Origin of the sequence: Streptomyces sp. NPDC021212, from assembly GCF_044332925.1 — a bacterium.
Classification (GTDB): Bacteria; Actinomycetota; Actinomycetes; order Streptomycetales; family Streptomycetaceae; genus Streptomyces.
Genome location: NZ_JBIRPZ010000013.1, coordinates 124,342 through 150,496, shown reverse-complemented (window position 1 = coordinate 150,496; position 26,155 = coordinate 124,342). Strand labels below are relative to the sequence as shown.

25 protein-coding genes and 1 pseudogene are annotated in these 26,155 nt (G+C 72.4%); 23 read left to right on the top strand and 3 right to left on the bottom strand.

The features are described 5' to 3' along the window. Nucleotides 1–13 precede the first annotated feature (13 nt). Nucleotides 14–1,000 (bottom strand): LLM class flavin-dependent oxidoreductase, encoded by a 987-nt coding sequence (locus ACH4SI_RS31435; protein ID WP_398301666.1) that lies wholly within the window; start codon nt 998–1,000, stop codon nt 14–16. A 199-nt stretch (nt 1,001–1,199) separates the two neighbouring features. Between ACH4SI_RS31435 and ACH4SI_RS31430 the strand changes: the two genes are divergently transcribed. The 5 genes from ACH4SI_RS31430 (at nt 1,200) to ftsY (ending at nt 6,081) form a co-directional block, all read left to right on the top strand. Next, nucleotides 1,200–1,592, top strand: coding sequence for a hypothetical protein (locus ACH4SI_RS31430; protein WP_398301664.1), 393 nt, complete (start codon nt 1,200–1,202; stop codon nt 1,590–1,592). Nucleotides 1,593–1,733: 141 nt separating this feature from the next. Continuing rightward, on the top strand, nt 1,734–2,012 hold the full coding sequence (locus ACH4SI_RS31425; protein ID WP_398301662.1) for a hypothetical protein: 279 nt from the start codon (nt 1,734–1,736) through the stop codon (nt 2,010–2,012). Nucleotides 2,013–2,043: 31 nt separating this feature from the next. Beyond that, a complete protein-coding gene (locus tag ACH4SI_RS31420; RefSeq protein WP_398301660.1) occupies nt 2,044–4,158 on the top strand; it encodes a sensor histidine kinase in 2,115 nt (704 codons plus the stop codon). Further along, entirely contained in the window at nt 4,155–4,823 is a 669-nt protein-coding gene (locus ACH4SI_RS31415) for a response regulator (RefSeq protein WP_398301658.1), read from the top strand. The genes ACH4SI_RS31420 and ACH4SI_RS31415 overlap by 4 nt, the downstream gene beginning before the upstream one ends. A gap of 34 nt (nt 4,824–4,857) precedes the next feature. Then, entirely contained in the window at nt 4,858–6,081 is a 1,224-nt protein-coding gene (ftsY, locus tag ACH4SI_RS31410) for a signal recognition particle-docking protein FtsY (RefSeq protein ID WP_398301656.1), read from the top strand. A gap of 132 nt (nt 6,082–6,213) precedes the next feature. Here the strand turns inward: ftsY and ACH4SI_RS31405 are convergent, their stop codons facing one another. Continuing rightward, nucleotides 6,214–6,885 (bottom strand): bifunctional DNA primase/polymerase, encoded by a 672-nt coding sequence (locus ACH4SI_RS31405; RefSeq protein WP_398301653.1) that lies wholly within the window; start codon nt 6,883–6,885, stop codon nt 6,214–6,216. A 443-nt stretch (nt 6,886–7,328) separates the two neighbouring features. Here ACH4SI_RS31405 and ACH4SI_RS31400 point away from each other — a divergent pair, with 443 nt between their 5' ends. From ACH4SI_RS31400 to ffh, 5 genes are all read left to right on the top strand, one after another. Then, a complete protein-coding gene (locus tag ACH4SI_RS31400; RefSeq protein WP_398301651.1) occupies nt 7,329–8,831 on the top strand; it encodes a hypothetical protein in 1,503 nt (500 codons plus the stop codon). Nucleotides 8,832–9,037: 206 nt separating this feature from the next. Then, nucleotides 9,038–10,411, top strand: a complete 1,374-nt coding sequence (locus ACH4SI_RS31395) for an ammonium transporter (RefSeq protein ID WP_398301649.1) — start codon at nt 9,038–9,040, stop codon at nt 10,409–10,411. Further along, nucleotides 10,408–10,746 (top strand): P-II family nitrogen regulator, encoded by a 339-nt coding sequence (locus ACH4SI_RS31390; protein ID WP_398301647.1) that lies wholly within the window; start codon nt 10,408–10,410, stop codon nt 10,744–10,746. The genes ACH4SI_RS31395 and ACH4SI_RS31390 overlap by 4 nt, the downstream gene beginning before the upstream one ends. Nucleotides 10,747–10,808: 62 nt before the next feature. Next, nucleotides 10,809–13,337, top strand: coding sequence for a [protein-PII] uridylyltransferase (locus ACH4SI_RS31385; RefSeq protein WP_398301644.1), 2,529 nt, complete (start codon nt 10,809–10,811; stop codon nt 13,335–13,337). 352 nt (nt 13,338–13,689) lie between these two features. Then, entirely contained in the window at nt 13,690–15,252 is a 1,563-nt protein-coding gene (gene ffh / locus ACH4SI_RS31380) for a signal recognition particle protein (protein ID WP_398301642.1), read from the top strand. Nucleotides 15,253–15,334: 82 nt separating this feature from the next. On the opposite strand, the gene ACH4SI_RS31375 is transcribed toward ffh, so the two are convergent. Continuing rightward, entirely contained in the window at nt 15,335–16,183 is an 849-nt protein-coding gene (locus ACH4SI_RS31375) for an SAM-dependent methyltransferase (RefSeq protein ID WP_398301640.1), read from the bottom strand. A gap of 321 nt (nt 16,184–16,504) precedes the next feature. Here ACH4SI_RS31375 and proS point away from each other — a divergent pair, with 321 nt between their 5' ends. The 13 genes and pseudogenes from proS to ACH4SI_RS31310 all read left to right on the top strand — a co-directional run bounded on the left by proS (nt 16,505) and on the right by ACH4SI_RS31310 (nt 26,126). Continuing rightward, nucleotides 16,505–17,920, top strand: a complete 1,416-nt coding sequence (gene proS, locus ACH4SI_RS31370) for a proline--tRNA ligase (RefSeq protein ID WP_398301639.1) — start codon at nt 16,505–16,507, stop codon at nt 17,918–17,920. A gap of 166 nt (nt 17,921–18,086) precedes the next feature. Beyond that, entirely contained in the window at nt 18,087–18,680 is a 594-nt protein-coding gene (locus tag ACH4SI_RS31365; protein WP_398301637.1) for a hypothetical protein, read from the top strand. Between the two features lie 155 nt (nt 18,681–18,835). Then, nucleotides 18,836–19,279, top strand: coding sequence for a 30S ribosomal protein S16 (gene rpsP / locus ACH4SI_RS31360; protein WP_398301635.1), 444 nt, complete (start codon nt 18,836–18,838; stop codon nt 19,277–19,279). Nucleotides 19,280–19,281: 2 nt separating this feature from the next. Beyond that, a complete protein-coding gene (locus tag ACH4SI_RS31355) occupies nt 19,282–19,521 on the top strand; it encodes an RNA-binding protein (protein WP_003958958.1) in 240 nt (79 codons plus the stop codon). 94 nt (nt 19,522–19,615) lie between these two features. Next, on the top strand, nt 19,616–20,167 hold the full coding sequence (gene rimM, locus ACH4SI_RS31350; RefSeq protein ID WP_398301633.1) for a ribosome maturation factor RimM: 552 nt from the start codon (nt 19,616–19,618) through the stop codon (nt 20,165–20,167). Then, complete coding sequence (gene trmD / locus ACH4SI_RS31345) at nt 20,164–21,006, top strand: tRNA (guanosine(37)-N1)-methyltransferase TrmD (RefSeq protein WP_398301631.1); 843 nt, start codon at nt 20,164–20,166, stop codon at nt 21,004–21,006. The genes rimM and trmD overlap by 4 nt, the downstream gene beginning before the upstream one ends. 133 nt (nt 21,007–21,139) lie before the next feature. Next, the gene (gene rplS, locus ACH4SI_RS31340; RefSeq protein ID WP_398301629.1) at nt 21,140–21,490 is read left to right on the top strand and encodes a 50S ribosomal protein L19; all 351 of its coding nucleotides are present in this window, start codon (nt 21,140–21,142) and stop codon (nt 21,488–21,490) included. A gap of 62 nt (nt 21,491–21,552) precedes the next feature. Then, a complete protein-coding gene (gene lepB, locus ACH4SI_RS31335; protein ID WP_398301627.1) occupies nt 21,553–22,401 on the top strand; it encodes a signal peptidase I in 849 nt (282 codons plus the stop codon). Continuing rightward, nucleotides 22,394–23,486: pseudogene (gene lepB, locus ACH4SI_RS31330) on the top strand (signal peptidase I); the annotation flags it as partial. The gene lepB (ACH4SI_RS31335) and the pseudogene lepB (ACH4SI_RS31330), both read left to right, overlap by 8 nt. Then, the gene (gene lepB, locus ACH4SI_RS31325) at nt 23,380–24,420 is read left to right on the top strand and encodes a signal peptidase I (protein WP_398301625.1); all 1,041 of its coding nucleotides are present in this window, start codon (nt 23,380–23,382) and stop codon (nt 24,418–24,420) included. The pseudogene lepB (ACH4SI_RS31330) and the gene lepB (ACH4SI_RS31325), both read left to right, overlap by 107 nt. Nucleotides 24,421–24,511: 91 nt before the next feature. Continuing rightward, the gene (gene lepB / locus ACH4SI_RS31320; protein WP_398301623.1) at nt 24,512–25,267 is read left to right on the top strand and encodes a signal peptidase I; all 756 of its coding nucleotides are present in this window, start codon (nt 24,512–24,514) and stop codon (nt 25,265–25,267) included. Nucleotide 25,268: 1 nt separating this feature from the next. Continuing rightward, nucleotides 25,269–25,778: an NUDIX hydrolase gene (locus ACH4SI_RS31315; protein WP_398301880.1), complete on the top strand. Its 510-nt coding sequence runs from the start codon at nt 25,269–25,271 to the stop codon at nt 25,776–25,778. Between the two features lie 39 nt (nt 25,779–25,817). Continuing rightward, nucleotides 25,818–26,126, top strand: coding sequence for a DUF2469 domain-containing protein (locus ACH4SI_RS31310; protein WP_009714730.1), 309 nt, complete (start codon nt 25,818–25,820; stop codon nt 26,124–26,126). The last annotated feature ends 29 nt before the right edge of the window (nt 26,127–26,155 follow it).

Here is a 26,155-nt window from a genome sequence, read left to right as displayed (position 1 = left end):
GAACTGCCCCGCCTCACTCCTTGAGGCGGGGCAGCACTCGTTCCGCGAACAGCCGCAGGCACCGCCAGCCCTCCTCGACCGGCATCCCGCCGCACAGCGGATGCAGCACCAGGCTCGCCTGCTCGCCGCTCTGCCGCGCGTACGCCACGCACTCCTCGGGCGTGACGATCCGGTAGACGCCCTCGCGGCGCAGCGCCCCGGCGTCCGCGGCGTGCGAGCAGACCGCCGAGCGCACCGTGCCCGACTGCCAGGACGCATAGGTGCGCGCCTCGTGCAGCAGATGCTCCCCGTACAGCGCCCAGGCCCGGTCCGGGTCCTCGGAGACGTGGAGCAGCGGGGTGACCTCGGGTGGCATCAGGCACCAGCCCTCCGTGCCGTACTCCAGCCGCCGCGCGTGGTAGTACCCCTCCAGCTCCGGCAGATGAGCGCTCGGGAAGAAGGGCAGGCCCAGCCGGGCCGCGCGGCGGGCCGCGGCCTTCGAGCTGCCGCCGACCAGCAGCAGCGGATGCGGCCGGCTGTACGGACGCGGGGTGACCCGCACCGTACGGCCCCGGTACGCGAACGGCTCGCCCGTCCACGCCGCGAGCAGCGTCTCCAGCGCCTCGTCCTGGAGCGCGCCGCGCCCGTGCCAGTCCTTGCCGAGCGCCGCGTACTCCTCGGGCCGGTAGCCGATCCCGGCCACCGTGACCAGCCGGCCGCCGCTCACCAGGTCGAGCACCGCGATGTCCTCGGCCAGCCGCAGCGGGTCGTACAGCGGCGCGATCAGCGCGGAGACGGTCACCGTGATGCGGTCGGTGGCGCCGAGCACCGTGCCCGCGAAGGCCAGCGGCGAGGGCAGCCAGCCGTTCTCCGCGCCGTGGTGCTCCTCGGTCTGGACGGTGGAGACGCCCCGTTCGTCGGCGTAGGCGGCCATGTCGACGGCGGCGCGGTACCGCTCGGCCAGCGCCCGGGGAGTGGCGGCGGGATCGACGAGGTTCAGGCGTACGACCGTGACGGCCATGGCGGGGATCCCCCTTCGTCGCGGGGCGGGCGTGCGCGGGCCACCGGACCGTAGCTGACGAACCGTCAAATAGCTACGGCGCGGCACCGGGCGGAGCCGGGGCGGATGACTCATGCGCCTGGGACGCGGGGCGCGCGATCGTCATCCTGGGCCCGGCGAGCCGGGCCCGGGAAAGCACCACCACCCTGAGGAGGGGCGCATGATCAGCACGGGGGAAACGCTCATCACCACATCCGACATCGACGACCTGGTCGGCCGGGTCCGGCTCGGCGCGGGCGACACCCGGGAACTGGAGGCCGCGAAGGACGCCCTCTTCGCCGGCGGTCTCACCCCCGCCGAGGCACAGCGCATCCGCCAGCGGCTGATGGTCACCGCGCTGCGCTACGGCGGCGACCTCCTCGCCAAGGTGCTCGGTCGGCTCACCCCGCGCGAGACCGCCATGGTGCGCCGCTATGCCCACCGGCTCGCCAACTACCTGGACACGCTGGACATCTGGGCCGCGCAGCCCGTCATGCTCGCCCTGATGCGGTTCGGAATCCCCTACGACGAGGCCGAGTCGATCGCCGTCGCCGTCCTCTTCCAGGTGTGGTGACGCGTGTGGTGAACCGGAAAGGGTGAACGCGCCACCGGAACGCGGGTGCGGGCGGGTCACCGGTTCGGGTGGGGCATGGCGTCCGCGCTGTTCAGTGCCGTGATGCGGGGTAAAGCTCGGGCGAGTACCAGGAGGTTGAAGATGCGACTTTCCCGAATCCGCGCGACCACGGCGCTCGGCCTGCTCGCCGGCACCGTCATGTGGACCGCCAGCGCCTCCCCCGCCACCGCGTCCGGAGGCGCGGGGTGGCGGGAGGAAGGACACTTCGACACCCAGGGCGCCTGCCGGAAGGCAGGGGAGGCCGGGGTGGAGGAGAACAAGTGGGACGAGTACAAATGCCGCCCCGGCCGCAGCGCCAACTACGTGACGCTGTGGGTCCGGGGCGGCGCCGCGCGGCTCGCCGGGCCGGCCGTCGGCTGACATGCGGCACGCCCTTCCGAAAGACCGTGCCGTGCAGGCAGCGGGCGGGGTGTCGGCGCTGTTCGTCGTCGTGCTGGCCGGCTGGCTCGCCGGTCTGCTGCGGGTCGACGACCAGTGGCTCGCCCTGTCGTCCACCCGCCTGCGCGGCACCGCGGTCCTGACCTCGGTGGCCGTGGGCGTCCCGGTGCTCGGCGTCGGCGTCCTGCTGCTCGCCGAGCGGTCCGCCCGGCGCTACGGCGGAGTGCTGCTGGTCGCGGGCGCCCTGTGGCTGCTGCCCTCGGCCGTCGCCGACCTCCTGGGGCCTGCCGGCCTCGGACCGGTCGGCGCCGCCGTGTCCCTGCTGCTCGCGGTGGCCGCCATGGTCTGCCGCCCGCTGACCGTCCTGCTGCTGCCGCTGTGGCTCTTCCCCCGCGGCGGCAAGCGCCGCTGGCACTGGTGGGTCATGAGCGCGGGGGCTTCCGCCTACTGGCTCGGATACGCCGCGCTGTGGCTGATCAGCGAGCCGCGGGTCGGCGCCGTCACCAACCCCGCCTTCCACACCGCCGGGGGCCAATGGGCCTTCGACCACCTCGACACCTACGGCGAGGCCGAGCCCTGGGTGCTGCGCACCGTGGCGGTCGCCGTCACGACCGCCCTGTGCTGCCGCGCAGCCGTCTCCGCCGGCGCCGAGCGGCGCGACTGGGCCCTGCTGGCCGCCGCCTACCCGGCGTGCGTCTCCCTCCTGCTGTCCGAGTGGGGCGAGGGCGTGCCCACCATCGCGGCCCGCACCCTCGGCAGCGCGGTCTGGGCGGCCGCCATCTGCCTGGGCGTCGCCCGCACCGGCATCTGGCGGCTCGACCGCTCCACCAGCCACCGGCTCGCCCGCGCCTTCGTCCTCACCTCGCTCGCGGCCGTCGTCGTCTGCGGTGCCGTCGCCGTGCAGGCCGGGCTCCCCTCCGTACGCAACGGGACGACCGTCACCGCCGTCGGCGGTGCCCTGCTGCTCGGCTGGTCCCTGCGGCCGTCAGCCCGCTGGCTCACCCTCCGCGTCGAGCGCGCCTTCTACGGGCCCCGGGCCCGGCCGCACGAAGCCGTCAGCGCCCTGGCCGTGCGCCTCCAGCAGGCCCCGCACCCGGGCGAGGTGCCCCAGCAGATCTGCCGCAGCGCCGTCGAGGACCTCGGCGTCTCCGGCGCGGCCGTCAGCGTCGACACCCGGGCCGGACCCCGCAGGCTGGCCGACGCCGGGGCGCCGCTCACCGGCCGCGTCCAGACCTACCCGCTGCGCCACCACGGCCGCACCGTCGGCCGCCTCGAAGTCTCCCGCGACGGCTCCGGGACCCCCGCCGAGCGCGACAGCGGGCTGCTGTCCCTCCTCGCCGACCAGGCCGCCCCCGCGCTCGCCGCGCTGCGGCTGGCCGAGGAGGCGCAGGCCGCCCGCGAACGGCTGGTGCTCGCCCGCGAACAGGAGCGGCGCCGACTGCGCCGGGAGATCCACGACGGCCTCGGGCCCCAACTCGCCGCCGTGCGGCTGCGCCTGGACATCGCCCAGACCTCCTGCCCGCCCGGCCACCCGGCCCGCGTCCAGCTCGCCGAGGCCGCCGAAACGCTCGCCGAGGCCCTGGTCGAGGTGCGCCGCATCACCGCCGGGCTCGCCCCGGCCGCCCTCGCCGAGCGCGGTCTCGCCGGTGCCGTGCGGGACCTGGCCCGGCGGCTCGGCGTGGACGGGCTGCGGGTGAGCGTGGCCAGCCGGCCCGCCGTCCTGCCCCCGCTGTCGCCGGGCGTCGAGACCGCGGCGTACCGGATCGCCGCCGAATCGCTGACCAACGCCGTACGACACGCCCGGGCACGCCAGGTCCGGGTCGAACTGGCCACGGCCCCCGACACCCCCGGCACCCTCGAAATCAAGATCACCGACGATGGCAGCGGACTGCCGGAGACCGCGGTGCGCGGCGTCGGACTGGCCTCGGTCCGGGAGCGGGCCGAGGAGATCGGCGGCTCCTGCTCGGTCACCGGCTCCGCGACCGGCACCGTGGTGCACGCGGTGCTGCCGCTCACCGGACCGGGGGAGCACGAGGACCCGGAAGAACACCTGGAGCACACCGGATGCAGGTCCTGTACGACGCTCATCACGCAGGCCAAGCCCAGGGAGCGGACGCCGGCCCCGTGACCGGGCCGGCGGTCGCCGCGCAGTGGCGCGTGCTGCTCGTCGACGACCACCCCCTGTTCCGCGAGGGCCTGGCCGCCGCCGTCAACCTGGACGACGCCTTCACCGTCGTCGGCCAGGCGGCCTGCGCGGACGAGGCGGTGGCCGAGGCCGGGCGCGCCGCACCCGATCTGGTGGTCATGGACCTCGGGCTGCCCGGCCGGTCCGGTCTGGAGGCCACCCGGCGGATCCTGTGCGCCCGCCCCGAGGCGCGGGTGATGGTCATGACGATGTCCGAGGACGACGACAGCCTGCTGGCCGCCGTGCGCGCCGGGGCCCGCGGCTATCTCCTCAAGGGCGCGGGCCGGGACGAGATCCTGCGCGCCCTGCACACCGTGGTGCGCGGCGGTGCCGTCTTCAGCCCGCGCATGGCGGAGCGGCTCGGGGTGCTCCTGGGCGCCTCCGGCTCGGCGTCGGCCAAGGAGGCGTTCCCGACCCTCACCGCACGCGAACGCGAGGTGCTCGACCTGCTCGCGGGCGGGCTCGGCTATCGCCAGATCGCCCAGCGTCTTGTGGTCACGGACAAGACCGTGCGCAACCACGTCGGGTCGATCTTCGCCAAGCTCCAGGTGCACGACCGGGCCCAGGCGATCGTCCGGGCCCGCGAAGCCGGGCTCGGAGGCGAATGACTCCCTCCGCCGTGTGTCTGATACTGGGTGGGTTATGGAATTCGTCATCCTTGCTGTAGTCATCGCTGTGGTCGCGCTCGCCGCGATCAGCGGGCTTGTGATCAGCAGCCGCAAGAAGAAGCGGCTGCCCCCGGCACCGCCGAGCAGCCCGTCCGTCACCGCGCCGCCCGCCGAACCGCACGTCGGCGAGGAGGCCGAAACCCCGCGCGAGGAGCCGCGCAGAACCATCGAAGAGGTGGACCTGCCCGGCGCCGAGGCGCCGGCCGCGCCCGCGGAGGCCGCCCCCGAGGCGCCGGAGGCCCCGCCGGTCGAGGTCCCCGAGCCCACCGCGGGCCGGCTGGTCCGGCTGCGCGCCCGGCTGTCCCGGTCCCAGACGACCCTGGGCAAGGGGCTGCTGACGCTGCTGTCCCGTGAGCACCTCGACGACGAGACGTGGGAGGAGATCGAGGACACGCTCCTGACCGCCGACGTCGGCGTCGCCCCGACCCAGGAGCTGGTCGAGCGGCTGCGCGAGCGGGTCAAGGTGCTCGGCACCCGCAGCCCCGAGGAGCTGCGGGGGCTGCTGCGCGAGGAGCTGCTGCTCCTCGTCGGCACCGAGGCCGACCGCACCGTGCACACCGAGAGCGGGGTGGGGGCGAACGGCGAGGAGAAGCCGGGCGTCGTCATGGTCGTCGGGGTCAACGGCACCGGCAAGACCACCACCACCGGCAAGCTCGCCCGGGTCCTGGTGGCCGACGGCAAGTCGGTCGTGCTGGGCGCGGCGGACACCTTCCGGGCCGCCGCTGCCGATCAGCTGCAGACCTGGGGCGAGCGGGTCGGCGCCCGTACGGTCCGCGGCCCCGAGGGCGGCGACCCGGCGTCGGTCGGCTTCGACGCGGTGAAGGAGGGCATCGCCGAGTCCGCGGACGTCGTCCTCATCGACACCGCCGGGCGGCTGCACACCAAGACCGGCCTGATGGACGAGCTGGGCAAGGTCAAGCGGGTCGTGGAGAAGCACGGCTCGGTGGACGAGGTGCTGCTCGTGCTCGACGCCACCACCGGCCAGAACGGCCTGGTGCAGGCGCGGGTCTTCCGCGAGGTGGTGGACATCACCGGCATCGTGCTCACCAAGCTCGACGGCACCGCCAAGGGCGGCATCGTGGTCGCGGTCCAGCGCGAACTGGGCGTACCGGTCAAGCTGATCGGGCTGGGCGAGGGCGCGGACGACCTGGCGCCGTTCGAGCCGGAGGCGTTCGTCGACGCGCTGATCGGCGACTGATCCGGTCCCCGCACAGTCCCCTCATCGCCGGACGGGCTTGAATCGATGGCCGATTCAAGCCCGTCCGGCGTTTCGCGATCCCGTGGGGGAGACAGCGGGGGAACCGTTTTGGCGAACTGCCGCGGGGACGGGTCAGGCCCCGGCCCGGTGGCTCGCGTAGGCCAGGGTGCCCAGCACCAGCCGGGCGTGCGGCGGCCGGCCCGCCGTGTCGAGGGTCGGCGGGCGCAGCCAGCGGACCGGCCCCAGGCCACCGAGGTCGGAGGGCGGCGCGGTGATGTGGTCGCCCTTCCCCAGGCAGCGCAGATCGAGGTCGGCATCGTCCCAGCCCATGCGGTAGAGCAGCCCGGGGAGTTCGTCCGCGGCCCCCGGCGCGACGAAGAACTGGGCGCGCCCGTGCGGGGTGACGGCCACCGGGCCCAGTGGCAGGCCCATCCGCTCCAGCCGCACCAGGGCGTGCCGCCCCGCGTACTCGGCCACCTCCAGGACGTCGAACGACCGGCCCACGGGCAGCAGCACGGCCGCGCCCGGGACCTCCTCCCACGCCGCCGCCGCGGCGTCGAGCGTGGCGCCTGCGGGCACGCCGGAGGCGAAGCCGAGCGGATGGGCGCCGGGGGCGGGACAGTCGGCAACGCCGCAGGAGCATTCGTTTCTGCTGCCGCCCGCGCCGCGCGTGGCCCGGGCGCCCGGCACCACGTCCCAGCCCCACAGCCCGGTGTACTCCGCCACCGTGGTGGACTCGGACGTGCGGCCGCGGCGCCGTGAGCCGGACCGCATGTCCCGGATGCCGCCGATCGTGAAGCCCATGCCCCCTCCAACGGGTCGCGCTCTCGATGGTTACGAGCCGGAGCGCACCCATGACGCTCCGTCGCCGATGTGGTGCGGCAGATGGCGTGTCGCGGTGTAACGGGTGGCGCGGAACGGCGCATGCGCCCCGCTGTGCACCTGTTCGCCTTCGTCCGGTCGCTCCGTGTCAAGTGAATCGTGTGAATACGCGAAGGGGTTCATTCGAAGGGGTGGCGAATGGTGGCGTTTTCCCGGTCCGCCTCGCGAGAGGCGTGATCGTAGGATTACTTTCGGTGCACGATCCCCGGTTGCACGCACTCGCCCGGTCGCGGTCCGGTACTTGCCACTGGCAAGGGCCGGTTCCCGCGACGGACGGTTGATGCGCCGTATCGCGGGGACAACTGACCGTGACAGAAGGCATTCTGGTGGCGGTCCGGAAAGATTCGTGGGATGGGGGCGTTCCGGTGGGCGACAGCGGCGGCGGTGCTGACAAGCGACCCAACGCGCAGCTTGGATCGTGGTTCGTGCGCAGCGGCTGGTCGAAGGGGGAGCTGGCCCGCCAAGTCAACCGCAGGGCGCGCCAGTTAGGTGCGCACCACATCAGCACGGACACCTCGCGGGTGCGCCGCTGGCTGGACGGGGAGCAGCCGCGCGAGCCGATTCCGCAGATCCTCTCCGAGCTGTTCTCCGAGCGCTTCGGCTGTGTGGTCGGCATCGAGGACCTGGGGCTGCGTCCCGCCCACCGGTCACCGTCCGTGTCCGGAGTGGATCTTCCCTGGGCCGGTCCCGAAACCGTCGCGCTGATCGGCGAGTTCTCCCGCAGCGACCTCATGCTCGCCCGGCGGGGCTTCCTCGGCACCTCCCTCGCCCTCTCCGCGGGGCCCGCCCTCATCGAGCCGATGCAGCGCTGGCTGGTGCCCTCGCCGAGCGGGGCGCCCGGCGGCGCGCGGGTGGCGGACAGCAGCCGCTCACGGCGCATCTCCCGGCTCTCCGAGCCGGAGCTCGAGCTGCTGGAGTCCACCATCACGATGTTCCGCGCCTGGGACGCCCAGTGCGGCGGCGGGCTGCGCCGCAAGGCGGTCGTCGGCCAGCTGCACGAGGTCACCGACCTGCTCCAGGAGCCGCACACCGAGCGGGTGTCCAAGCGGCTGTTCAAGGTCGCCGGTGAGCTGGCCGAGCTGGCCGGGTGGATGAGCTACGACATCGGGCTCCAGTCGACCGCCCAGAAGTACTTCGTCCTCGCGCTGCACGCCGCCAAGGAGTCCGGCGACCGGCCGCTCGGCTCGTACATCCTCTCCAGCATGAGCCGCCAGATGATCCACGTGGGGCGGCCCGACGATGCGCTGGAGCTGATCCACCTCGCGCAGTACGGCAGCCGGGAGAGCGCCACCCCGCGCACCCAGGCCATGCTGTATGCGATGGAGGGCCGGGCGTACGCCAACATGGGCCAGCCCAGCAAGTGCCACCGCGCCGTCAAGATGGCCGAGGACACCTTCGGCGAGTGCGCCGCGGGCGACGGCGACCCGAACTGGATCGGCTTCTTCTCCGAGGCCGAGCTGAACGCGGAGAACGCCCACTCCTACCGTGACCTCGCCTACGTCGCGGGCCGCAGCCCCACCTACGCCCAGCTCGCCGACCCGGTGATGCGCAACGCCGTGCGCCTCTTCGGCGAGGAGATCGCCGGCGGCGAGGGCGGACACCAGCGTTCGTATGCGCTCAACCTGATCGGCATGGCCACCGTCCACCTCCTCCAGAAGCAGCCCGAGCAGTGCGCGGAGATCGCCGGGCAGGCGCTGCCGCTGGCCCAGCGGATCCGCTCGGAGCGGGTGAACAACCGCCTCCGCAAGACCGTGGACACGGCGGTGCGCCACTTCGGGGACGTGCCCGAGGTCGCGGAGCTGAGCGACAAACTCGTCGCGATGCTGCCCGATTCCCCCGACGGGACGGGCTCCCCCCGGGCCGTCTGAGGCCGCCCGGCCAGGGGTACGACAAGGTAACGGAGCGGAAGTCTCCGCACCCTCAATTCATCGGGGCGTAACACACGGGCGCCCTTCGTCACTGCCGCGAAACATCGAGCGGCATCGACTGAAACGGCGCTGCGCCAACCTCGTGGCGAATACCGGCCCTTTTGTTTATTGCCCGCACGGGCCGATTCGACAGCGAGGAGACGCCGATGCCAGTGGGCATCACGACGCTTGCCGCGGACAAGATCACGCCCGATGACGCACTCAGCGCGGCCAACACCGGATTCATGCTGCTGTGCGCCGCGCTGGTCCTGATCATGACGCCCGGCCTTGCCTTTTTCTACGGCGGCATGGTCCGCGTCAAAAGCGTGCTGAACATGCTGATGATGAGCTTCATCAGCATCGGCATCGTCAGCATCCTGTGGACGCTCTACGGTTTCAGCGTCGCCTTCGACAAGGGCAATGACCTGTTCGGCGGCTTCGACTGGCTGGGCATGCACAACATCGGGCTGACCGAGCTGTGGCCCGGCTACACCATCCCGGTCTATGTCTTCGCCCTGTTCCAGATGATGTTCGCGATCATCACCCCGGCGCTGATCAGCGGTGCCCTCGCGGACCGCGTCAAGTTCACCGCCTGGGCGCTGTTCATCGCCCTGTGGGCGACGGTCGTCTACTTCCCGGTCGCGCACTGGGTGTGGGCCGCCGACGGCTGGGCCTTCAAGCTCGGCGTGATCGACTTCGCCGGTGGTACCGCCGTCCACATCAACGCCGGCGCCGCCGCGCTCGGCGTCATCCTCGTCATCGGCAAGCGGGTCGGCTTCAAGAAGGACCCGATGCGGCCGCACAGCCTGCCGCTGGTCATGCTCGGCTCCGGTCTGCTGTGGTTCGGCTGGTTCGGCTTCAACGGCGGCTCCTGGCTCGGAGCCGACGGCGTCACCGCGGCCGCCTTCACCAACACCCAGGTCGCCACCGCCGCCGCGATGCTCGGCTGGCTCGCGTACGAGAAGATCCGCCACGGCTCCTTCACCACCCTGGGCGCCGCCTCCGGCGCCGTCTCCGGACTCGTCGCGATCACCCCCGCCTGCGGCGCGGTCAGCCCGCTCGGCGCGATCGCGGTCGGCGTCATCGCCGGTGTCGTCTGCGCCATGGCGGTCGGCCTGAAGTACAGGTTCGGCTACGACGACTCGCTCGACGTCGTCGGCGTCCACATGGTCGGCGGCCTCATCGGCTCGCTGCTCATCGGCCTCTTCGCCACCGGCCGGGTGCAGAGCGACGCCAAGGGCCTGTTCTACGGCGGCGGCCTCGACCAGCTCGGCAAGCAGGCCGCGGGCGCCTTCGCGGTCCTCGCCTACTCCCTGATCGTCTCCGCGATCCTGGCCAAGGTCGTCGACCTGGTGATGGGCTTCCGGGTGGACGAGGACGACGAGGTCGCCGGGATCGACCAGGTCGAGCACGCCGAGACGGCGTACGACTTCGCGGGGGCGGGCGGCGGCACCTCCCTCGGCAGCCTCCAGTCGGCGCACCCGGCCGACGAGGCGAAGAAGAAGGACGCGAAGAAGGACCCGAAGAAGGTGGACGCGTGAAGCTCATCACGGCAGTTGTGAAGCCGCACCGGCTCGACGAGATCAAGGAAGCCCTCCAGGCGTTCGGCGTGCAGGGCCTGACCGTCACCGAGGCCAGCGGCTACGGGCGCCAGCGCGGCCACACCGAGGTCTACCGGGGCGCGGAGTACACCGTCGACCTGGTGCCCAAGGTCCGCATCGAGGTACTGGCCGAGGACGAGGAGGCCGATGACCTCATCGACGTCGTGGTCAAGGCCGCCCGCACCGGAAAGATCGGGGATGGCAAGGTGTGGAGCGTCCCCGTCGAGACCGCGGTCCGGGTCCGCACCGGCGAACGGGGCCCGGACGCCCTGTGAACCGGGCCGTCGCCACGGCCCCGACCGACCGCACGCCCAGCTGACAGGGAGCAGCCGAGTTGATGGAACGCGTCGAGCCAAGGACAGAGACCACCGACTCGGGCCCCGGCGGCTACGCGGCGGCCCGGCTGCGACTCCTCCAGGAGGAGGCGCGGTCCGGGCCGCCGCGCCGTGGCGCGCTCGCCGGACTCACCGACCAGTGGCTGGCCGCACTGCTCGCCGGCGGCGCCGAGACGTCCGGGATCACCGGCGGCGCGGCGCTGGTGGCGGTCGGCGGATACGGACGCGGTGAACTGTCCCCGCGCAGCGACCTCGACGTCGTCCTGCTGCACGACGGCTCCGCCGACTCCTCGGCCCTCGCCGCGCTCGCCGACCACGTCTGGTACCCCGTCTGGGACATGGGGCTGGCCCTCGACCACTCCGTACGCACTCCCGACGAGGCCCGCAAGACCGCCGCCGAGGACCTGAAGGTCCAGCTCGGCCTGCTGGACGCCCGCCACCTCGCGGGCGACGCCGACCTCACCGCCGGGCTGCGCACCGCCGTCCTCGCCGACTGGCGCGCCCAGGCCCCGAAACGCCTGCCCGAACTGCGCGAACTGTGCCAGGAGCGCGCCGAGCGCCACGGCGAGCTGCAGTACCTGCTCGAACCTGACCTGAAGGAGGCCCGCGGCGGGCTGCGCGACGCCACCGCGCTGCGCGCCATCGCCGCCTCCTGGCTCGCCGACGCGCCCCGTGAGGGCCTGGACGAGGCCCGGCGGCGGCTGCTGGACACGCGCGACGCGCTCCACCTGGCCACCGGCCGGGCCACCGACCGGCTCTCCCTCCAGGAACAGGACCAGATCGCGGCCGCGGTCGGCCTGCTGGACGCCGACGCCCTGCTGCGCCAGGTCTACGAGTCGGCCCGGACCATCGCGTACGCGAGCGATGTCACCTGGCGCGAGGTCGACCGGGTGCTGCGCGCCCGCTCGGCGAACCGGCCGCGGCTGCGCGGACTGCTCGGCGGCCGTGGCCGCGGGGGCTCCGGCTCCGCGCAGACCCCGGCGGAGCGCAGCCCGCTCGCCGAGGGCGTCGTCGAACAGGACGGCGAGGTGGTGCTCGCCCGTGCCGCGCGCCCCGAGCGCGACCCCGTGCTCCCGCTGCGGGCCGCCGCGGCCGCCGCCCAGGCCGGCCTCCCGCTCTCGCTGCACGCCGTACGGCGGCTGGCCGCCGCCGCGCGCCCGCTGCCGGTGCCCTGGCCGCCCGAGGCCCGGGAGGAACTGGTCACCCTGCTGGGCGCGGGGGAGTCCACCATCGCGGTCTGGGAGGCGCTGGAGGCCGAGGGCCTGATCACCCGGCTGCTGCCGGACTGGGAGCGGGTGCGCTGCCGCCCGCAGCGCAACCCCGTGCACCGCTGGACCGTCGACCGCCACCTCGTCGAGACCGCGGTCCGCGCCAGCGCGCTCAGCCGCCGCGTCGGCCGCCCCGACCTGCTGCTGGTCGCCGCGCTGCTGCACGACATCGGCAAGGGCTGGCCCGGCGACCACTCGGTCGTGGGGGAGACGATCGTCCGGGACGTGGCCACCCGCATCGGCTTCGACCGCGCCGATGTGTCCGTCCTCGCCACCCTCGTACGCCACCATCTGCTGCTCGTCGAGACCGCCACCCGCCGTGACCTGGACGACCCGGCCACCGTGCGCTCGGTCGCCGACGCGGTCCGCGGCCCCGACACCCTGGAACTGCTGCACGCCCTCACCGAGGCCGACGCGCTGGCCACCGGCCCCGCGGCCTGGAGCACCTGGCGCGGCGCGCTCGTCGCCGACCTGGTCAAGCGGGTCGCCGCCGTCCTCGCGGGCTCGCCCGCCACGGACACGTCCACCCCGCAGCACACCACGGCCGAACAGGAACGGCTCGCCATCGAGGCCCGTCGCACCGGCAGCCCCGTACTGGCCCTGCACGCCCGCTCCGAGACCCCGCCCCCGGGCGCCCCCGACGAGGCGACGGAACCGGAACCGATCGGCGTCGAGCTGCTGATCGCCGTCCCCGAGCAGTCCGGAGTGCTGTCCGCGGCCGCCGGGGTCCTGGCCCTGCACCGGCTCACGGTCCGGGCGGCCGACCTGCGCGCCATGGAGCTGCCGACGGAACTGGACGGCGCGGGCGGCGCGGGCGGCTCGGGCGGCGATGTCCTGCTGCTGAGCTGGCGGGTGGCGGCCGAGTACGGCTCGCTGCCACAGGCCGCCCGGCTACGGAACGATCTGCTCCGCGCGCTGGACGGCTCGCTCGACATCGTCGCCCGGCTCGCCGAGCGCGAGGCCGCCTACCGCAAGTACCCGCGCCGCCGCGGCGTCCACGCCCCGCCACCTCGGGTGACGGTCGCGCCCGGCAGCTCCCAGCTCGCCACCGTGATCGAGGTCCGTGCCCAGGACGTCCCCGGCCTCCTCCACCGCATCGGCCGCGCCCTGGAGGCCGCCGGTGTCACGGTCCGCAGCGCCCACGTCAGCACACTGGGCGCGAACGCGGTCGATGCGTTCTATGTCACGGACGCCACCGGCACGCCACTGACCCCGACCCGCGCGGCGGAGGTGGCCCAGGAGGTCGAGCAATCCCTCCGCTGACGCCCCGGCGTCAACCGCCCGCCCGGCCGTCCCCCGAGCCACGCCCTCCGGCGCCGGACGACAGCCCTTCCGGCGGTCGGGGTGCGGGGCCCGGCGACGGACGGGCTCGTACCCCCACTCCCTCCGGCGTTGCAGGGGCCGGGGCGGAGGTACGCCCTCCGAGCCCCACCACCCAGCCCCTCCGGCGATTGAGGAGCGGGGTCCGGGGCGGAGCCCCGGCGGGGGTTCGGGGGCGGAGCCCCCGAAACGGGAGCGGCCGCGCATGCCCGGGGGCAGACCGTTACCGCGGCGTGCGGATACCCTTGGAGGCCGACCGCCGACCCGACATCCGACCGAAGGATTCGCGACCACCGTGTTCGATACCCTCTCCGATCGCCTCGCAGCGACTTTCAAGAACCTCCGGGGCAAGGGCCGCCTCAGCGAGGCGGACATCGACGCAACGGCACGCGAGATCCGGATCGCCTTGCTCGAGGCGGACGTCGCGCTGCCCGTCGTACGGGCGTTCATCAAGCAGGTCAAGGAGCGCAGCCTCGGCGCCGAGGTCTCCCAGGCGCTGAACCCCGCCCAGCAGGTCATCAAGATCGTCAACGAGGAGCTGATCGGCATCCTCGGAGGCGACGCCCGTCGCCTCCGCTTCGCCAAGCAGCCCCCGACGGTCATCATGCTCGCGGGTCTGCAGGGTGCTGGTAAGACGACCCTCGCCGGAAAGCTCGGCCGCTGGCTCAAGGGGCAGGGCCACGCGCCGCTGCTCGTCGCGTGTGACCTCCAGCGCCCCAACGCGGTCAACCAGCTCTCGGTGGTCGCCGAGCGCGCGGGCGTCGCGGTGTTCGCGCCGGAGCCGGGCAACGGCGTCGGCGACCCGGTGAAGGTCGCCAAGGACTCGGTCGAGTTCGCCAAGACCAAGCAGCACGACGTCGTGATCGTCGACACCGCCGGCCGCCTCGGCATCGACGAGGAGCTGATGCGTCAGGCGGCGGACATCCGCGACGCGGTCAGCCCGGACGAGGTCCTGTTCGTCGTCGACGCGATGATCGGCCAGGACGCGGTGAACACCGCCGAGGCGTTCCGCGACGGCGTCGGCTTCGACGGCGTGGTGCTCTCCAAGCTCGACGGCGACGCGCGCGGCGGTGCCGCGCTCTCCATCGCGCATGTCACCGGCCGTCAGATCATGTTCGCCTCCAACGGCGAGAAGCTGGACGACTTCGACGCGTTCCACCCGGACCGCATGGCGTCCCGCATCCTCGGCATGGGCGACATGCTCAGCCTCATCGAGAAGGCCGAGCAGACCTTCAGCCAGCAAGAGGCCGAGAAGATGGCGGCCAAGCTGGCGAAGGGCCCCAAGGAGTTCACGCTCGACGACTTCCTGGCGCAGATGGAGCAGGTCCGCAAGATGGGCTCCATCTCCAAGCTGCTCGGCATGCTGCCGGGCATGGGCCAGATGAAGGACCAGATCAACAATCTGGACGAGAGGGACGTGGACCGCACGGCCGCGATCATCAAGTCGATGACGCCGGGCGAGCGCCAGGACCCGAACATCATCAACGGCTCCCGCCGCGCCCGTATCGCCCGTGGTTCCGGCGTCGAGGTGAGCGCGGTCAAGAACCTGGTGGAGCGGTTCTTCGACGCGCGCAAGATGATGTCGAAGATGGCCCAGGGCGGCGGCATGCCGGGGATGCCCGGGATGCCGGGCATGCCGGGCGGTGGCGGCAGCGCGAAGCGCAAGGGCAAGCAGCAGAAGAAGGTCAAGGGCAAGCAGCGCTCGGGCAACCCGATGAAGCGGAAGGCCGACGAGCAGGCCGCCGCGGCCCGCCGTGAGCAGGCGGGCCAGCAGGGCGGCGCGTTCGGCATGCCCGGCGGCGGCCAAGGCGGCCAGGACTTCGAACTTCCCGACGAGTTCAAGAAGTTCATGGGCTGAACCGCCCGCAGACCACCGGGTGCGCGGGTCCCCGCCATGGACGGCCGGGGGCCCGCGCACCCGTATGTTCAGGCCCGTATGTTCAGGCGCGGGCGATCAGATACCGCAGTACGTTCGGCATCCACACCGTCCCGTCCGCCCGCTGATACGGATGCAGCGCCTCCGCTATCTCCTTGCGCACCTGCGTCGGATCGGTCGCCCGCTCCGCCGCGTCGAACAGCCCCGTCGACAGCAGTCCGCGCACCGCGCTGTCCAGGTCGGCGTACCCGAACGGGCAGGCCACCCGCCCCGAACCGTCCGGCCGCAGCCCGGCCCGTTCGGCCAGCGTCTCCAGGTCGTCCCGGCCGCACGGCCGCCAGCGCCCCGGGGCGCACATCGGGTCGGCGAGCCGGGCGCCCACCCGTAGCACCGACGAGGTGGCGCACCGCTCCGGCGGGCCCCACCCGGCCAGCACCACCGCGCCGCCGCGCTCGGTGAGCGCCGCGGCCGCCGTCAGCGAGGACGCCGCCGCGTCGAGTCCGCCGGGGCCGCCCACCACCGGGGCGGGCAGTGGCTCGAAGGCGGTCACCACCGTGAAGCCGCCGGTGACACCGCCCCTGACGCCGGAGCCCGCCGACTCCGGACCGCCGAGCTCCAGCCGCACCGGGTCGGCCAGCCGCTCCCGCGCCAGCGCGAGGCGCGGCTCGTCCGTGTCGACCCCGCAGGCGTCGGCGCCGCGCCCGGCCGCCATGAGAAGGGCGAGACCCGAGCCGCAGCCCAGGCCCAGCAGCCGCGTTCCGGCGCCGACGTCCAGCCGTTCGTACACGGCCTCGTACAGCGGCACCAGCATCCGCTCCTGGATCTCCGCCCAGTCGCGGGCACGGGCGTGGGGGTCCGCCGGGCGCGGCGGGGAGGGGTGCGGGCGGCGCCGCTGTACGAGCGTAGATGTCATCGAAAGGGCCCCAATCAGCGAAGAGCAGTGCCGTCGTCAGATCCGCCGTTAGTGCGCCAGAGAGTGCCCAGTGGATGGTGCAGGGCTGTGCAGGGCTGTTCCACAGGGCACCCGCTCTGTCGCGTCCCACCCCCGTATGCCAGAGAACTCCGCATCCGTCCCCGCGTCCAGAGCTTTCACGGCCGTTGCTTGCGTGCCCCCTCCGTGCGCCCCCGCACCCCCTCCCATCCGCCCCGCTCCCGGGCCCGCCCCGGGGGCGCCGCGACCGCCCCCGGCAAATATTCCCGCGGTCGGCCGGGCCGCCGCCGTACGATCGGCCGCATGGCCAAAGCCCCCGTTCTCACCCCTCGTGCGGTGGATTTTCCGCGCTGGTACCAAGATGTGATCAACAAGGCCGAGCTGGCCGAGAACGGTCCGGTGCGCGGCACCATGGTCATCCGACCGTACGGATACGGGCTGTGGGAGCGGATGCAGCGCGACCTGGACGCCCGGATCAAGGCGGTGGGCGTCCAGAACGCCTACTTCCCCCTCTTCATCCCGCAGTCGTATCTGACGCGGGAGGCCGAGCACGTCGAGGGCTTCGCACCCGAACTCGCCGTCGTCACCCACGGCGGCGGCAAGGAGCTGGAGGAGCCGGTGGTGGTCCGGCCCACCTCCGAGACGATCGTCAACGAGTACTTCTCGAAGTGGGTGCAGAGCTACCGCGATCTGCCGCTGCTGATCAACCAGTGGGCCAATGTGGTGCGTTGGGAGCTGCGGCCCCGGCTGTTCCTGCGGACGACCGAATTCCTCTGGCAGGAGGGCCACACCGCCCACGCCACGTACGAGGACGCCCGGGCTTTCGCCGCCCGCATCCACCGCGACGTCTACGCCGACTTCATGGAGAACGTGCTCGCCATGGACGTCGTCCTGGGGCGCAAGACCGCCCGGGAGCGCTTCGCCGGTGCCGTCAACACCCTCACCCTCGAAGGGATGATGGGCGATGGCAAGGCGCTGCAACTGGGCACCAGCCATGAGCTGGGCCAGAACTTCGCCCGCGCCTTCAACACCCGCTATCTGTCCAGGGACGGCGCACAGGAGCTGGTCTGGCAGACCTCCTGGGGCAGCACGACCCGCATGGTCGGCGCACTGGTGATGATGCACGGCGACGACGACGGGCTGCGGCTGCCGCCCCGGCTGGCGCCGGTCCAGGCCGTCGTCCTCGCGGTCAAGGGTGATGAGGCGGTGCTCGCCGCGGTCCGCGAGACGGGCGACCGGCTGGCGGCGGCGGGCGTACGGGTCCAGGTCGACGACCGCGCCGACATCCCCTTCGGCCGCCGGGCCGTCGACTGGGAGCTGCGGGGCGTACCGGTGCGCGTCGAGATCGGCCCGCGCGACCTGGAGGCCGGCGCCGCCACGCTCGCCCGGCGGATTCCGGGCGGCAAGGAACCGGTGCGCATCGACCTGCTGGCCGAGGCGGTACCGAAGGCGCTGGAGGAGGACCAGGCGCTGCTGCTGCGCCAGGCGCGGGAGCGCCGCACGGCGCGCACGGTGGAGGTGCGGACCGTGGAGGAGGCCGCGGAGGCGGCGGCCGCGGGCGGCTGGGCGCGCGTCCGGTGGGCCGACCTGGGTCCGGAGGGCGAGGCCGCGCTCGCCGAGCGGGCGGTGTCCGTGCGGTGCCTGGTCACCGAGGAAGGGGCGGTGCCGGATGCCGATGACGCTCCAGGTAACGTCGCCTATGTGGCCCGTGCCTACTGACGTACGAGGCGGTACGTACCGCCTTGGGGTGCCGTGGGCGGCTCATCCACGCATGTGCGCACCCGCCCTCGTCGCGACGCATCAGCGCTGAACTGACTGGTACGTGCAAATTATTTGAGATGCCCCGGAATCGGAACACCGGGCGGCTCCTGCTCGTTAGCACGACGTGAGCACGACACCACCTGTACTCGCCGCAGAGCTGGCGCAGGCGTGGGCCGATATTCAACGGCACCACCCCGAGCTGCCGGATCTCGCCGCGCCCGAATCGCTGATCGGAGAGTCGTCGTCCGCATGTGGCGCCGAGCTCTCCTTCGAACGGCTGCTGCACGAGGCAGTCCACGGCATCGCCGCCGCCCGCGGTGTCCGGGACACCTCGCGCGCCGGCCGCTACCACAACCGCCGGTTCCTGGCGATCGCCGAGGAGCTGGGGCTCGACCACTCCGAGGAGCCGCATCCCAGCAGCGGTTTCTCGCTGGTCACCCTCAGTCCCGACGCGAGAAAGCGCTATCGGACCACGATCGACCGGCTGCACCGCGCCCTCAAGGCGCACACCGTCGCGACCGCGGCCGAGACCTCCCGCGCCTTCCGCGGCCCCGCGGCGCGGCACGGCTCGTCCGGGGGCGGCGTCCGGGTCAAGGCGGTGTGCGACTGCGGGCGCAACGTCCGCGTCGTCCCGTCGGTGCTGGCCCAGGCGCCGATCATGTGCGGTGGCTGCGGGAAGCCGTTCCGGATCCCGGACGCGGTGGCCGCGGTCGGCTGACCGGCCACGGTGTGGCAGAATGGTCCGCTGTACTCGACAGCCGACCAGGACCCCTCTCTCCTCCGGCTGACGCGTCCATCGGGCACTCGGGTACCGCAACCCCACGCGGCACTTCGCAGTGCTCAACCACGTCAAGACCAGGAGACACCACTCCCGTGGCAGTCAAGATCAAGCTGAAGCGTCTGGGCAAGATCCGTTCGCCTCACTACCGCATCGTCGTCGCCGACTCCCGTACCCGCCGTGACGGCCGGGCCATCGAGGAGATCGGCCTGTACCACCCGGTGCAGAACCCTTCGCGCATCGAGGTCGACTCTGAGCGTGTGCAGCACTGGCTGAAGGTCGGCGCCCAGCCGACCGAGCCGGTGCTCGCCATCCTGAAGGTCACCGGCGACTGGCAGCAGTTCAAGGGCCTGCCCGCCCCGGCTCCGATGAAGGTCGCCGAGCCGAAGGCCGACAAGCGCGCCCTGTTCGAGGCCGCCGCCAAGGACGCTGGTGACGAGCCGAAGGGTGAGGCCATCACCCCGAAGGCGAAGAAGTCCGAGAAGAAGTCGGACGAGGCGGCCGAGACCGCTGAGTCCACCGCCTCGACCGAGGCCTGAGGATGCTCGAGGAAGCCCTCGAGCACCTGGTGAAGGGCATCGTCGACAACCCCGACGACGTGCAGGTCGCCTCGCGCAACCTGCGTCGCGGGCGCGTGCTCGAGGTCCGGGTGCACCCCGATGACCTGGGCAAGGTGATCGGCCGCAACGGCCGCACCGCCCGCGCGCTGCGCACCGTCGTGGGCGCCATCGGCGGCCGTGGGATCCGCGTCGACCTCGTCGACGTGGATCAGGTCAGCTGAGAGGCGATCAAGAGCAGCACCGGCACGGGCCGGGGAGGGCTTCGGGCCGTCCCCGGCCCGTGTGCGTGACGTGTGCGGGAAAGGGACATGCATCGTGCAGTTGGTTGTCGCGCGGATCGGCCGTGCCCATGGCATCAAGGGCGAGGTCACCGTCGAGGTGCGCACGGACGAGCCCGAGCTGAGGCTCGGCCCGGGCGCCGTGCTGGCCACCGAGCCCGCCTCGGCCGGACCGCTGACCATCGAGACCGGCCGGGTGCACAGCGGCCGGCTGCTGCTGCGCTTCGAGGGGGTGCGGGACCGTACGGGCGCGGAGGCCCTGCGCAATGTCCTGCTCATCGCGGAGGTCGACCCCGACGAGGTCCCCGAGGACCCCGAGGAGTTCTACGACCACCAGCTGATCGACCTCGATGTGGTCACCGTGGACGGCACGGAGGTCGGCCGGATCTCCGAGATCTCCCATCTGCCGTACCAGGACCTGCTGATCGTGAAGCGGCCCGACGGCGGCGAGGTGATGATCCCGTTCGTCTCCGCGGTGGTGCCGGAGATCGACCTGGAGGAGCAGCGCGCGGTCATCGACCCGCCGCCGGGGTTGCTGGACGAGGCCGAGGCGGAGATCGCCACCGGCCGTGAGGACGCGTCGTCATGAGGCTCGACGTCGTCACGATCTTCCCGGAGTACCTGGAGCCGCTGAACGTCTCGCTGGTCGGCAAGGCGCGCGCCCGCGGCGTGCTGGACGTCCGCGTGCACGACCTGCGCTCCTGGACACACGACCGGCACAACACGGTGGACGACACCCCGTACGGCGGCGGCCCGGGCATGGTCATGAAGCCCGAGCCCTGGGGCGAGGCGCTGGACGAGATCATCGCGTCGGGCGAGGGTGCGGGACTGTCCGGGCCGACGCTGGTGGTGCCCACCCCGAGCGGCCGCCCGTTCACCCAGACCCTCGCGGTGGAACTCTCCGAGCGCCCCTGGCTGGTCTTCGCGCCGGCGCGCTACGAGGGCATCGACCGGCGGGTGATCGAGGAGTACGGGGAGCGGCTGGAGATCCACGAGGTCTCCATCGGCGACTACGTCCTGGCGGGCGGGGAGGCCGCGGTCCTGGTGATCACGGAGGCCGTCGCCCGGCTGCTGCCCGGTGTGCTGGGCAACGCCGAGTCGCACCAGGACGACTCCTTCGCCCCGGGCGCGATGGCCGATCTACTGGAGGGGCCCGTCTACACCAAGCCCCCCGAGTGGCGCGGCCGGGACATCCCGGAGGTGCTGGTCAGCGGCCATCACGGCAAGATCGCCCGGTGGCGCAGGGACGAGGCGTTCCGCCGTACCAGCGCCCACCGCCCCGATCTGATCGAGCGCTGCGACCCGGCCACGCTCGACAAGCACGACCGCGCGCTCCTGGCCGAGCTGGGCTGGGAGGAGCTGCCCGGCGCGGGCGAAACCGGGGGACGGGCCCGATTTGGGCGGCCGGACCGGGCCGTGGAACAATAGGCCGCTGCCGTACGTCCGGGCGTGCGCCCCTGCCACAGGGGGACCGACGCTCGCCCGATGAGGGCGGCACTCCGAATCAACATTCCGATATGCCGCTGATGACCTGTGGCATCAGCGAGGAAAGCAGACGATCATGTCTCACCTGCTCGACAACGTCGACTCCGCGTCGCTGCGCAGCGACGTCCCGAATTTCCGCCCCGGCGACACGGTCAACGTCCACGTCCGCGTCATCGAGGGCAACCGCTCGCGTGTCCAGCAGTTCAAGGGCGTCGTGATCCGCCGCCAGGGCTCCGGCGTGCGGGAGACCTTCACCGTCCGCAAGGTGAGCTTCAGCGTCGGCGTCGAGCGCACCTTCCCGGTGCACACCCCGATCGTCGAGAAGATCGAGGTCGTCACCCGCGGTGACGTGCGCCGTGCGAAGCTGTACTACCTCCGTGACCTCCGCGGCAAGGCCGCGAAGATCAAGGAGAAGCGCACCAGCTGAGTTTTGCTCGACTGCTGAGCTACCGTCGGATGTCTCAACGGGGCCGGATAGGCTCTGGTCCGATGGACATCGAAGGACGGCTCGCGGAGCGCGATCGCTCCTCCTGCTCCGGCCCGGAGCACGAGGAGCGATCGCGCTCTTCGCATGCCCCGGAGGACCCCGCCGAGGAGCCCCCCGCGCAGCAGCCTCCCGCCGGGCGCCCGCGGATGTGGCAGGGCGGCGACCGGCCGTGGCGGCGCGCGGCGCTCCTCGCGGCCGCCTCCATGGCGCTGGTCCTGCTGGTGAGCGGGTTCGTGGTGCAGCCGTTCCAGATTCCCAGCGGCTCCATGGAGAACACCCTGCGCCCCGGGGACCGGGTGCTGGTGAACAAGCTCGCATACCGTTTCGGGGACGATCCGCGCCGCGGTGACGTTGTCGTCTTCGACGGCACCGGCTCCTTCCTCCAGGAGGAGCCGTCCGGGGACCCGGTGACCGGTGCGCTGCGCAAGGCGGCCGCGGCGGTCGGTCTCGCCGAGCCCGCCGAGACCGACTACATCAAGCGCGTGGTGGGCGTCGGCGGTGACCGGGTCACCTGCTGCGACGAGCGGGGGAGGATCGAGGTGAACGGCCGGCCCGTGAACGAGGACTACCTGTACCCCGGGGACAGTCCCTCGCGGGTGCGGTTCGACACCGTCGTCCCCGAAGGCCGGCTGTGGGTGATGGGCGACCACCGCAGCGCCTCCCGGGACTCCCGCGACCACCTCGGCGAGCCGGGCGGCGGCACCGTCCCCGTGGACCAGGTGATCGGGCGGGCCGACTGGATCGGCTGGCCGTTCGGCCGGTGGTCCGGCATCCGGGGCCCGGAGGTCTTCGCGCACGTGCCCGGACCGGACGGGGCAGCGGACGCGGCCCCGGGCGGTGCGCATGGGTAGCCGCGGACGCCCCCGCTCCGGCACGCGCCGGCCGAGCCTGGGCCTCGGTCTCGGTACCGCCCCCGCCGAGCCGTCGCGCGAGCCGGGGCAGCGCCGGCTCGCCACGCGCGCGGAGCGGCGCCGGGTGCAGCAGCGGATCAAGCGCAGAAGGCGCCGTTCCGCCATGCGGGAGATACCGATCCTGATCGGTGTGGCGCTGGTGATAGCGCTGGTCCTCAAGACGTTCCTGGTGCAGGCGTTCGTGATCCCGTCCGGCTCGATGGAGCAGACGATCAAGATCGGCGACCGGGTGCTGGTCGACAAGTTCACCCCGTGGTTCGGCTCCAAGCCGACGCGCGGGGACGTCGTGGTGTTCAAGGACCCCGGCGGCTGGCTGGAGGACGAGCGGAAGCCACCCGAGGAGGACCCGCCGGTCATCAAGCAGGGCAAGGAGTTCCTGACCTTCATCGGTCTGCTGCCCTCGTCGGACGAGCAGGACCTGATCAAGCGGGTGGTCGCGGTCGGCGGCGACACGGTGGCATGCTGTGACACGAACGGCAGGGTCACGGTCAACGGGACGCCGTTGAAGGAGTCGTACCTGTACCCGGGGAACGCGCCTTCGCAGCGCAAGTTCAAGGTGACCGTCCCCGCGGGGCGGATGTTCATGATGGGCGACCACCGGGCCAACTCGGCGGACTCCCGGGTGCACCTCGACGAGGCGTACCAGGGCACCGTCGCGGACGCGAGCGTGGTGGGCCGCGCCGTGGTGATCGCATGGCCGTTCGGTCACATGCGACAGCTTGAGGAGCCCGGAACGTATGCGTCCGTGCGGGACGCGCCGAGTGGGGCGACACAGGTGAGCGGTGCGCCGCATAGGGTGTCCCCCATGGATCGGCAAGGAATGATCCAGCTCCCGACCCCTGCGGAACTCCCGCTCGTTATGGGAGTGGTGGGCCTGCGCCGTTCGTGCAGCAGGCGGCAGCGGCGTGAGGAGTGAATGTGGGGGACTTGGCGGTCGGCGCACGATCCGGTCACGAAGAGCCCGAGAGGCGGCCCGGAACGACGGGAGAGGGGACCGTGCCCCCGGCACCGGAAGCGCCCGGGGCGTCCCCGGCAGGAGGCGCCTCCACGGCGGGACCGGCTGATACGCCGTCCTCCGGCCCTTCCGGCCCGTCGGGACCCGGTGCCGGGCCGGGCGCGGAGCGGGAGACCGGCTCCGAGGAGGAGGGCAAGGGGTCCGGGGCCGGGCGGCGGCCGGCGAAGGGGCGGAAGGCGCGCTCCTTCTGGAAGGAGCTGCCGATCCTGATCTTCATCGCGCTGGTGCTGGCGCTGCTGATCAAGACCTTCCTGGTGCAGGCCTTCTCGATCCCGTCCGACTCGATGCAGAACACGTTGCAGCGGGGCGATCGGGTGCTGGTGGACAAGCTCACTCCCTGGTTCGGCTCGAAGCCGGAGCGCGGCGAGGTGGTCGTCTTCCACGACCCGGGCGGCTGGCTCGGGGAAACCCAGGCGCAGGACTCGGGCCCGATCGCCGAGGGCATCCAGGAGGCGCTCAGCAAGGTCGGCCTCATGCCGTCCGCCGATGAGAAGGACCTGATCAAGCGGGTGATCGCGGTCGGCGGCGACACGGTCTCGTGCAAGCGCGGCGGCAAGGTGAGGGTCAACGGCAAGGCGCTGGACGAGCCGTACATCTTCCCCGGGAACACGCCCTGTGACGAGAAGCCGTTCGGCCCGGTCAAGGTGCCCAAGGACCGGATCTGGGTCATGGGCGACCACCGCCAGGACTCGCTGGACTCCCGCTACCACCAGAACCTGCACAACGGCACCGTCTCGGTGGACGACGTCGTCGGGCGCGCGATCGTGGTCGCCTGGCCGCTCAACCGCTGGTCCGCCCTGTCGGTCCCGGACACGTTCGACCAGCCGGGGCTGAGCGCGGCGGCCTCCATGGCCCCCTCGGCGCTCGGGCTCGCGGGCGCGGTGCCGATCGTGCTGTGGCGTCGTCGCAGGCAGGCGGCGAAGGTGCGGGGGACGGCTGACTGACGCCCCGTACCGCGGGTAAGGTGCGATCTCGTGCCACAAGGCATGCGGAACATGACCTTCTCTGTCTGCGGGACACGGTGGGAGCACTCGAATGAGCGATGCCCGAGGGGCGGGGGGCAGCAGGCTGGGCGCCATGCTGTCCGGGCTGGCGGTGGCCGTCGGCTGTGTGCTGTTCCTGGGCGGCTTCGCCTGGGGCGCGGTGCTCTACAAGCCGTACAGCGTCCCGACGGACTCGATGTCGCCGACCATCGGCAAGGGCGACCGGGTGATCGCGGAGCGCATCGACGGCGGTGAGGTGCGCCGCGGCGACGTGGTCGTCTTCCAGGATGAGATCTGGGGCGACCTGCCGATGGTGAAGCGGGTCATCGGGGTCGGCGGTGACAAGGTCGAGTGCTGCGACAAGCAGAACCGTCTCACCGTGGACGGCAAGGTGCTCGAAGAACCGTATCTCCAGGCCAAGGAGCCGGCCTCGATGACCCGGTTCTCCACCACCGTGCCCAAGGGGAGCCTGTTCCTCATGGGCGACCACCGCAGCGACTCCCTCGACTCCCGGACGCACCTCACCGACAGCAGCCATGGAGCGGTCCCCACCGGCGCCGTGACGGCCCGGGTGGACGCCACCGCCTGGCCGCTGGGGTCCTTCGGCATGATGGGGCGCCCGGAGGTGTTCAAGGAGCTGCCGGGCGGGGTCTCGCAGCCCGGTCCACTCCGGCTCGTATCGGTCTCGGTCGTGACCGGCGCCGTGCTCATCCTGGGAGGTGCGGCCTACGGGCCGGTCGCGCGCCGGATGGGAGGCGGCTCCGCCGGGCGGAACGAGACGCGGGAGAAGGTGACGGCCAGTGGCTGACGTGGCCGGGGAGACGGGTGCGGAGGCGACACCGCTGCGGAAGGTCGCCCGGGTGGTGCTGCTCGACCCGCAGGACCGGATCCTTCTGCTGCACGGCTTCGAACCGGACGACCCCTCGCTGACGTGGTGGTTCACCCCGGGCGGCGGGCTGGAGGGCGACGAGAGCCGCGAGCAGGCCGCCCTGCGCGAGCTGACGGAGGAGACCGGGATCACCGATGTCCGGCTCGGCCCGCTGCTGTGGCGGCGCACCTGCTCCTTCCCGTTCTACGGCCGGCGCTGGGACCAGGACGAGTGGTACTACCTGGCCCGTACGGAGCAGACCGCGACGCGCCCGGAGGGGCTGACGGAGCTGGAGCGGCGCAGCGTGACCGGGCTGCGCTGGTGGCCGGTGGAGGAGCTGGCGGGGGCGGCCGAGCCGGTCTACCCGACCCGGCTCGTGGAACTGTTGCGTACGCTGCTCGACGAGGGGCCGCCCAGTACACCGGTGATCCTGGAGACTGAGCGCGTCTGACGCACAATGGGGGGACGCACGGCTGAAGGGGAACATGCCATGAGCGCCGAGGACCTCGAGAAGTACGAGACCGAGATGGAGCTGAAGCTCTACCGGGAGTACCGCGATGTCGTCGGTCTGTTCAAATATGTGATCGAGACCGAGCGTCGCTTCTATCTCACCAACGACTACGAGATGCAGGTGCACTCTGTCCAGGGTGAGGTCTTCTTCGAGGTGTCGATGGCGGACGCCTGGGTCTGGGACATGTACCGACCGGCGCGGTTCGTCAAGCAGGTCCGTGTACTCACGTTCAAGGACGTGAATATCGAGGAGCTGAACAAGAGCGACCTCGACCTTCCGGGCGGCTGATCTTCCGGGCGGCTGATTTTCCGGGGGCC

What these genes read in the sequence shown, in the direction of transcription:
- ACH4SI_RS31435 (WP_398301666.1), bottom strand. Translation starts at nt 1,000, where the DNA reads ATGGCCGTCACGGTCGTACGCCTGAACCTCGTCGATCCCGCCGCCACT.
- ACH4SI_RS31430 (WP_398301664.1), top strand. Translation starts at nt 1,200, where the DNA reads ATGATCAGCACGGGGGAAACGCTCATCACCACATCCGACATCGACGAC.
- ACH4SI_RS31425 (WP_398301662.1), top strand. Translation starts at nt 1,734, where the DNA reads ATGCGACTTTCCCGAATCCGCGCGACCACGGCGCTCGGCCTGCTCGCC.
- ftsY (WP_398301656.1), top strand. Translation starts at nt 4,858, where the DNA reads ATGGAATTCGTCATCCTTGCTGTAGTCATCGCTGTGGTCGCGCTCGCC.
- ACH4SI_RS31405 (WP_398301653.1), bottom strand. Translation starts at nt 6,885, where the DNA reads ATGGGCTTCACGATCGGCGGCATCCGGGACATGCGGTCCGGCTCACGG.
- ACH4SI_RS31395 (WP_398301649.1), top strand. Translation starts at nt 9,038, where the DNA reads ATGCCAGTGGGCATCACGACGCTTGCCGCGGACAAGATCACGCCCGAT.
- ACH4SI_RS31385 (WP_398301644.1), top strand. Translation starts at nt 10,809, where the DNA reads ATGGAACGCGTCGAGCCAAGGACAGAGACCACCGACTCGGGCCCCGGC.
- ACH4SI_RS31375 (WP_398301640.1), bottom strand. Translation starts at nt 16,183, where the DNA reads ATGACATCTACGCTCGTACAGCGGCGCCGCCCGCACCCCTCCCCGCCG.
- proS (WP_398301639.1), top strand. Translation starts at nt 16,505, where the DNA reads ATGGCCAAAGCCCCCGTTCTCACCCCTCGTGCGGTGGATTTTCCGCGC.
- ACH4SI_RS31355 (WP_003958958.1), top strand. Translation starts at nt 19,282, where the DNA reads ATGCTCGAGGAAGCCCTCGAGCACCTGGTGAAGGGCATCGTCGACAAC.
- trmD (WP_398301631.1), top strand. Translation starts at nt 20,164, where the DNA reads ATGAGGCTCGACGTCGTCACGATCTTCCCGGAGTACCTGGAGCCGCTG.
- rplS (WP_398301629.1), top strand. Translation starts at nt 21,140, where the DNA reads ATGTCTCACCTGCTCGACAACGTCGACTCCGCGTCGCTGCGCAGCGAC.
- lepB (WP_398301627.1), top strand. Translation starts at nt 21,553, where the DNA reads ATGGACATCGAAGGACGGCTCGCGGAGCGCGATCGCTCCTCCTGCTCC.
- lepB (WP_398301623.1), top strand. Translation starts at nt 24,512, where the DNA reads ATGAGCGATGCCCGAGGGGCGGGGGGCAGCAGGCTGGGCGCCATGCTG.
- ACH4SI_RS31310 (WP_009714730.1), top strand. Translation starts at nt 25,818, where the DNA reads ATGAGCGCCGAGGACCTCGAGAAGTACGAGACCGAGATGGAGCTGAAG.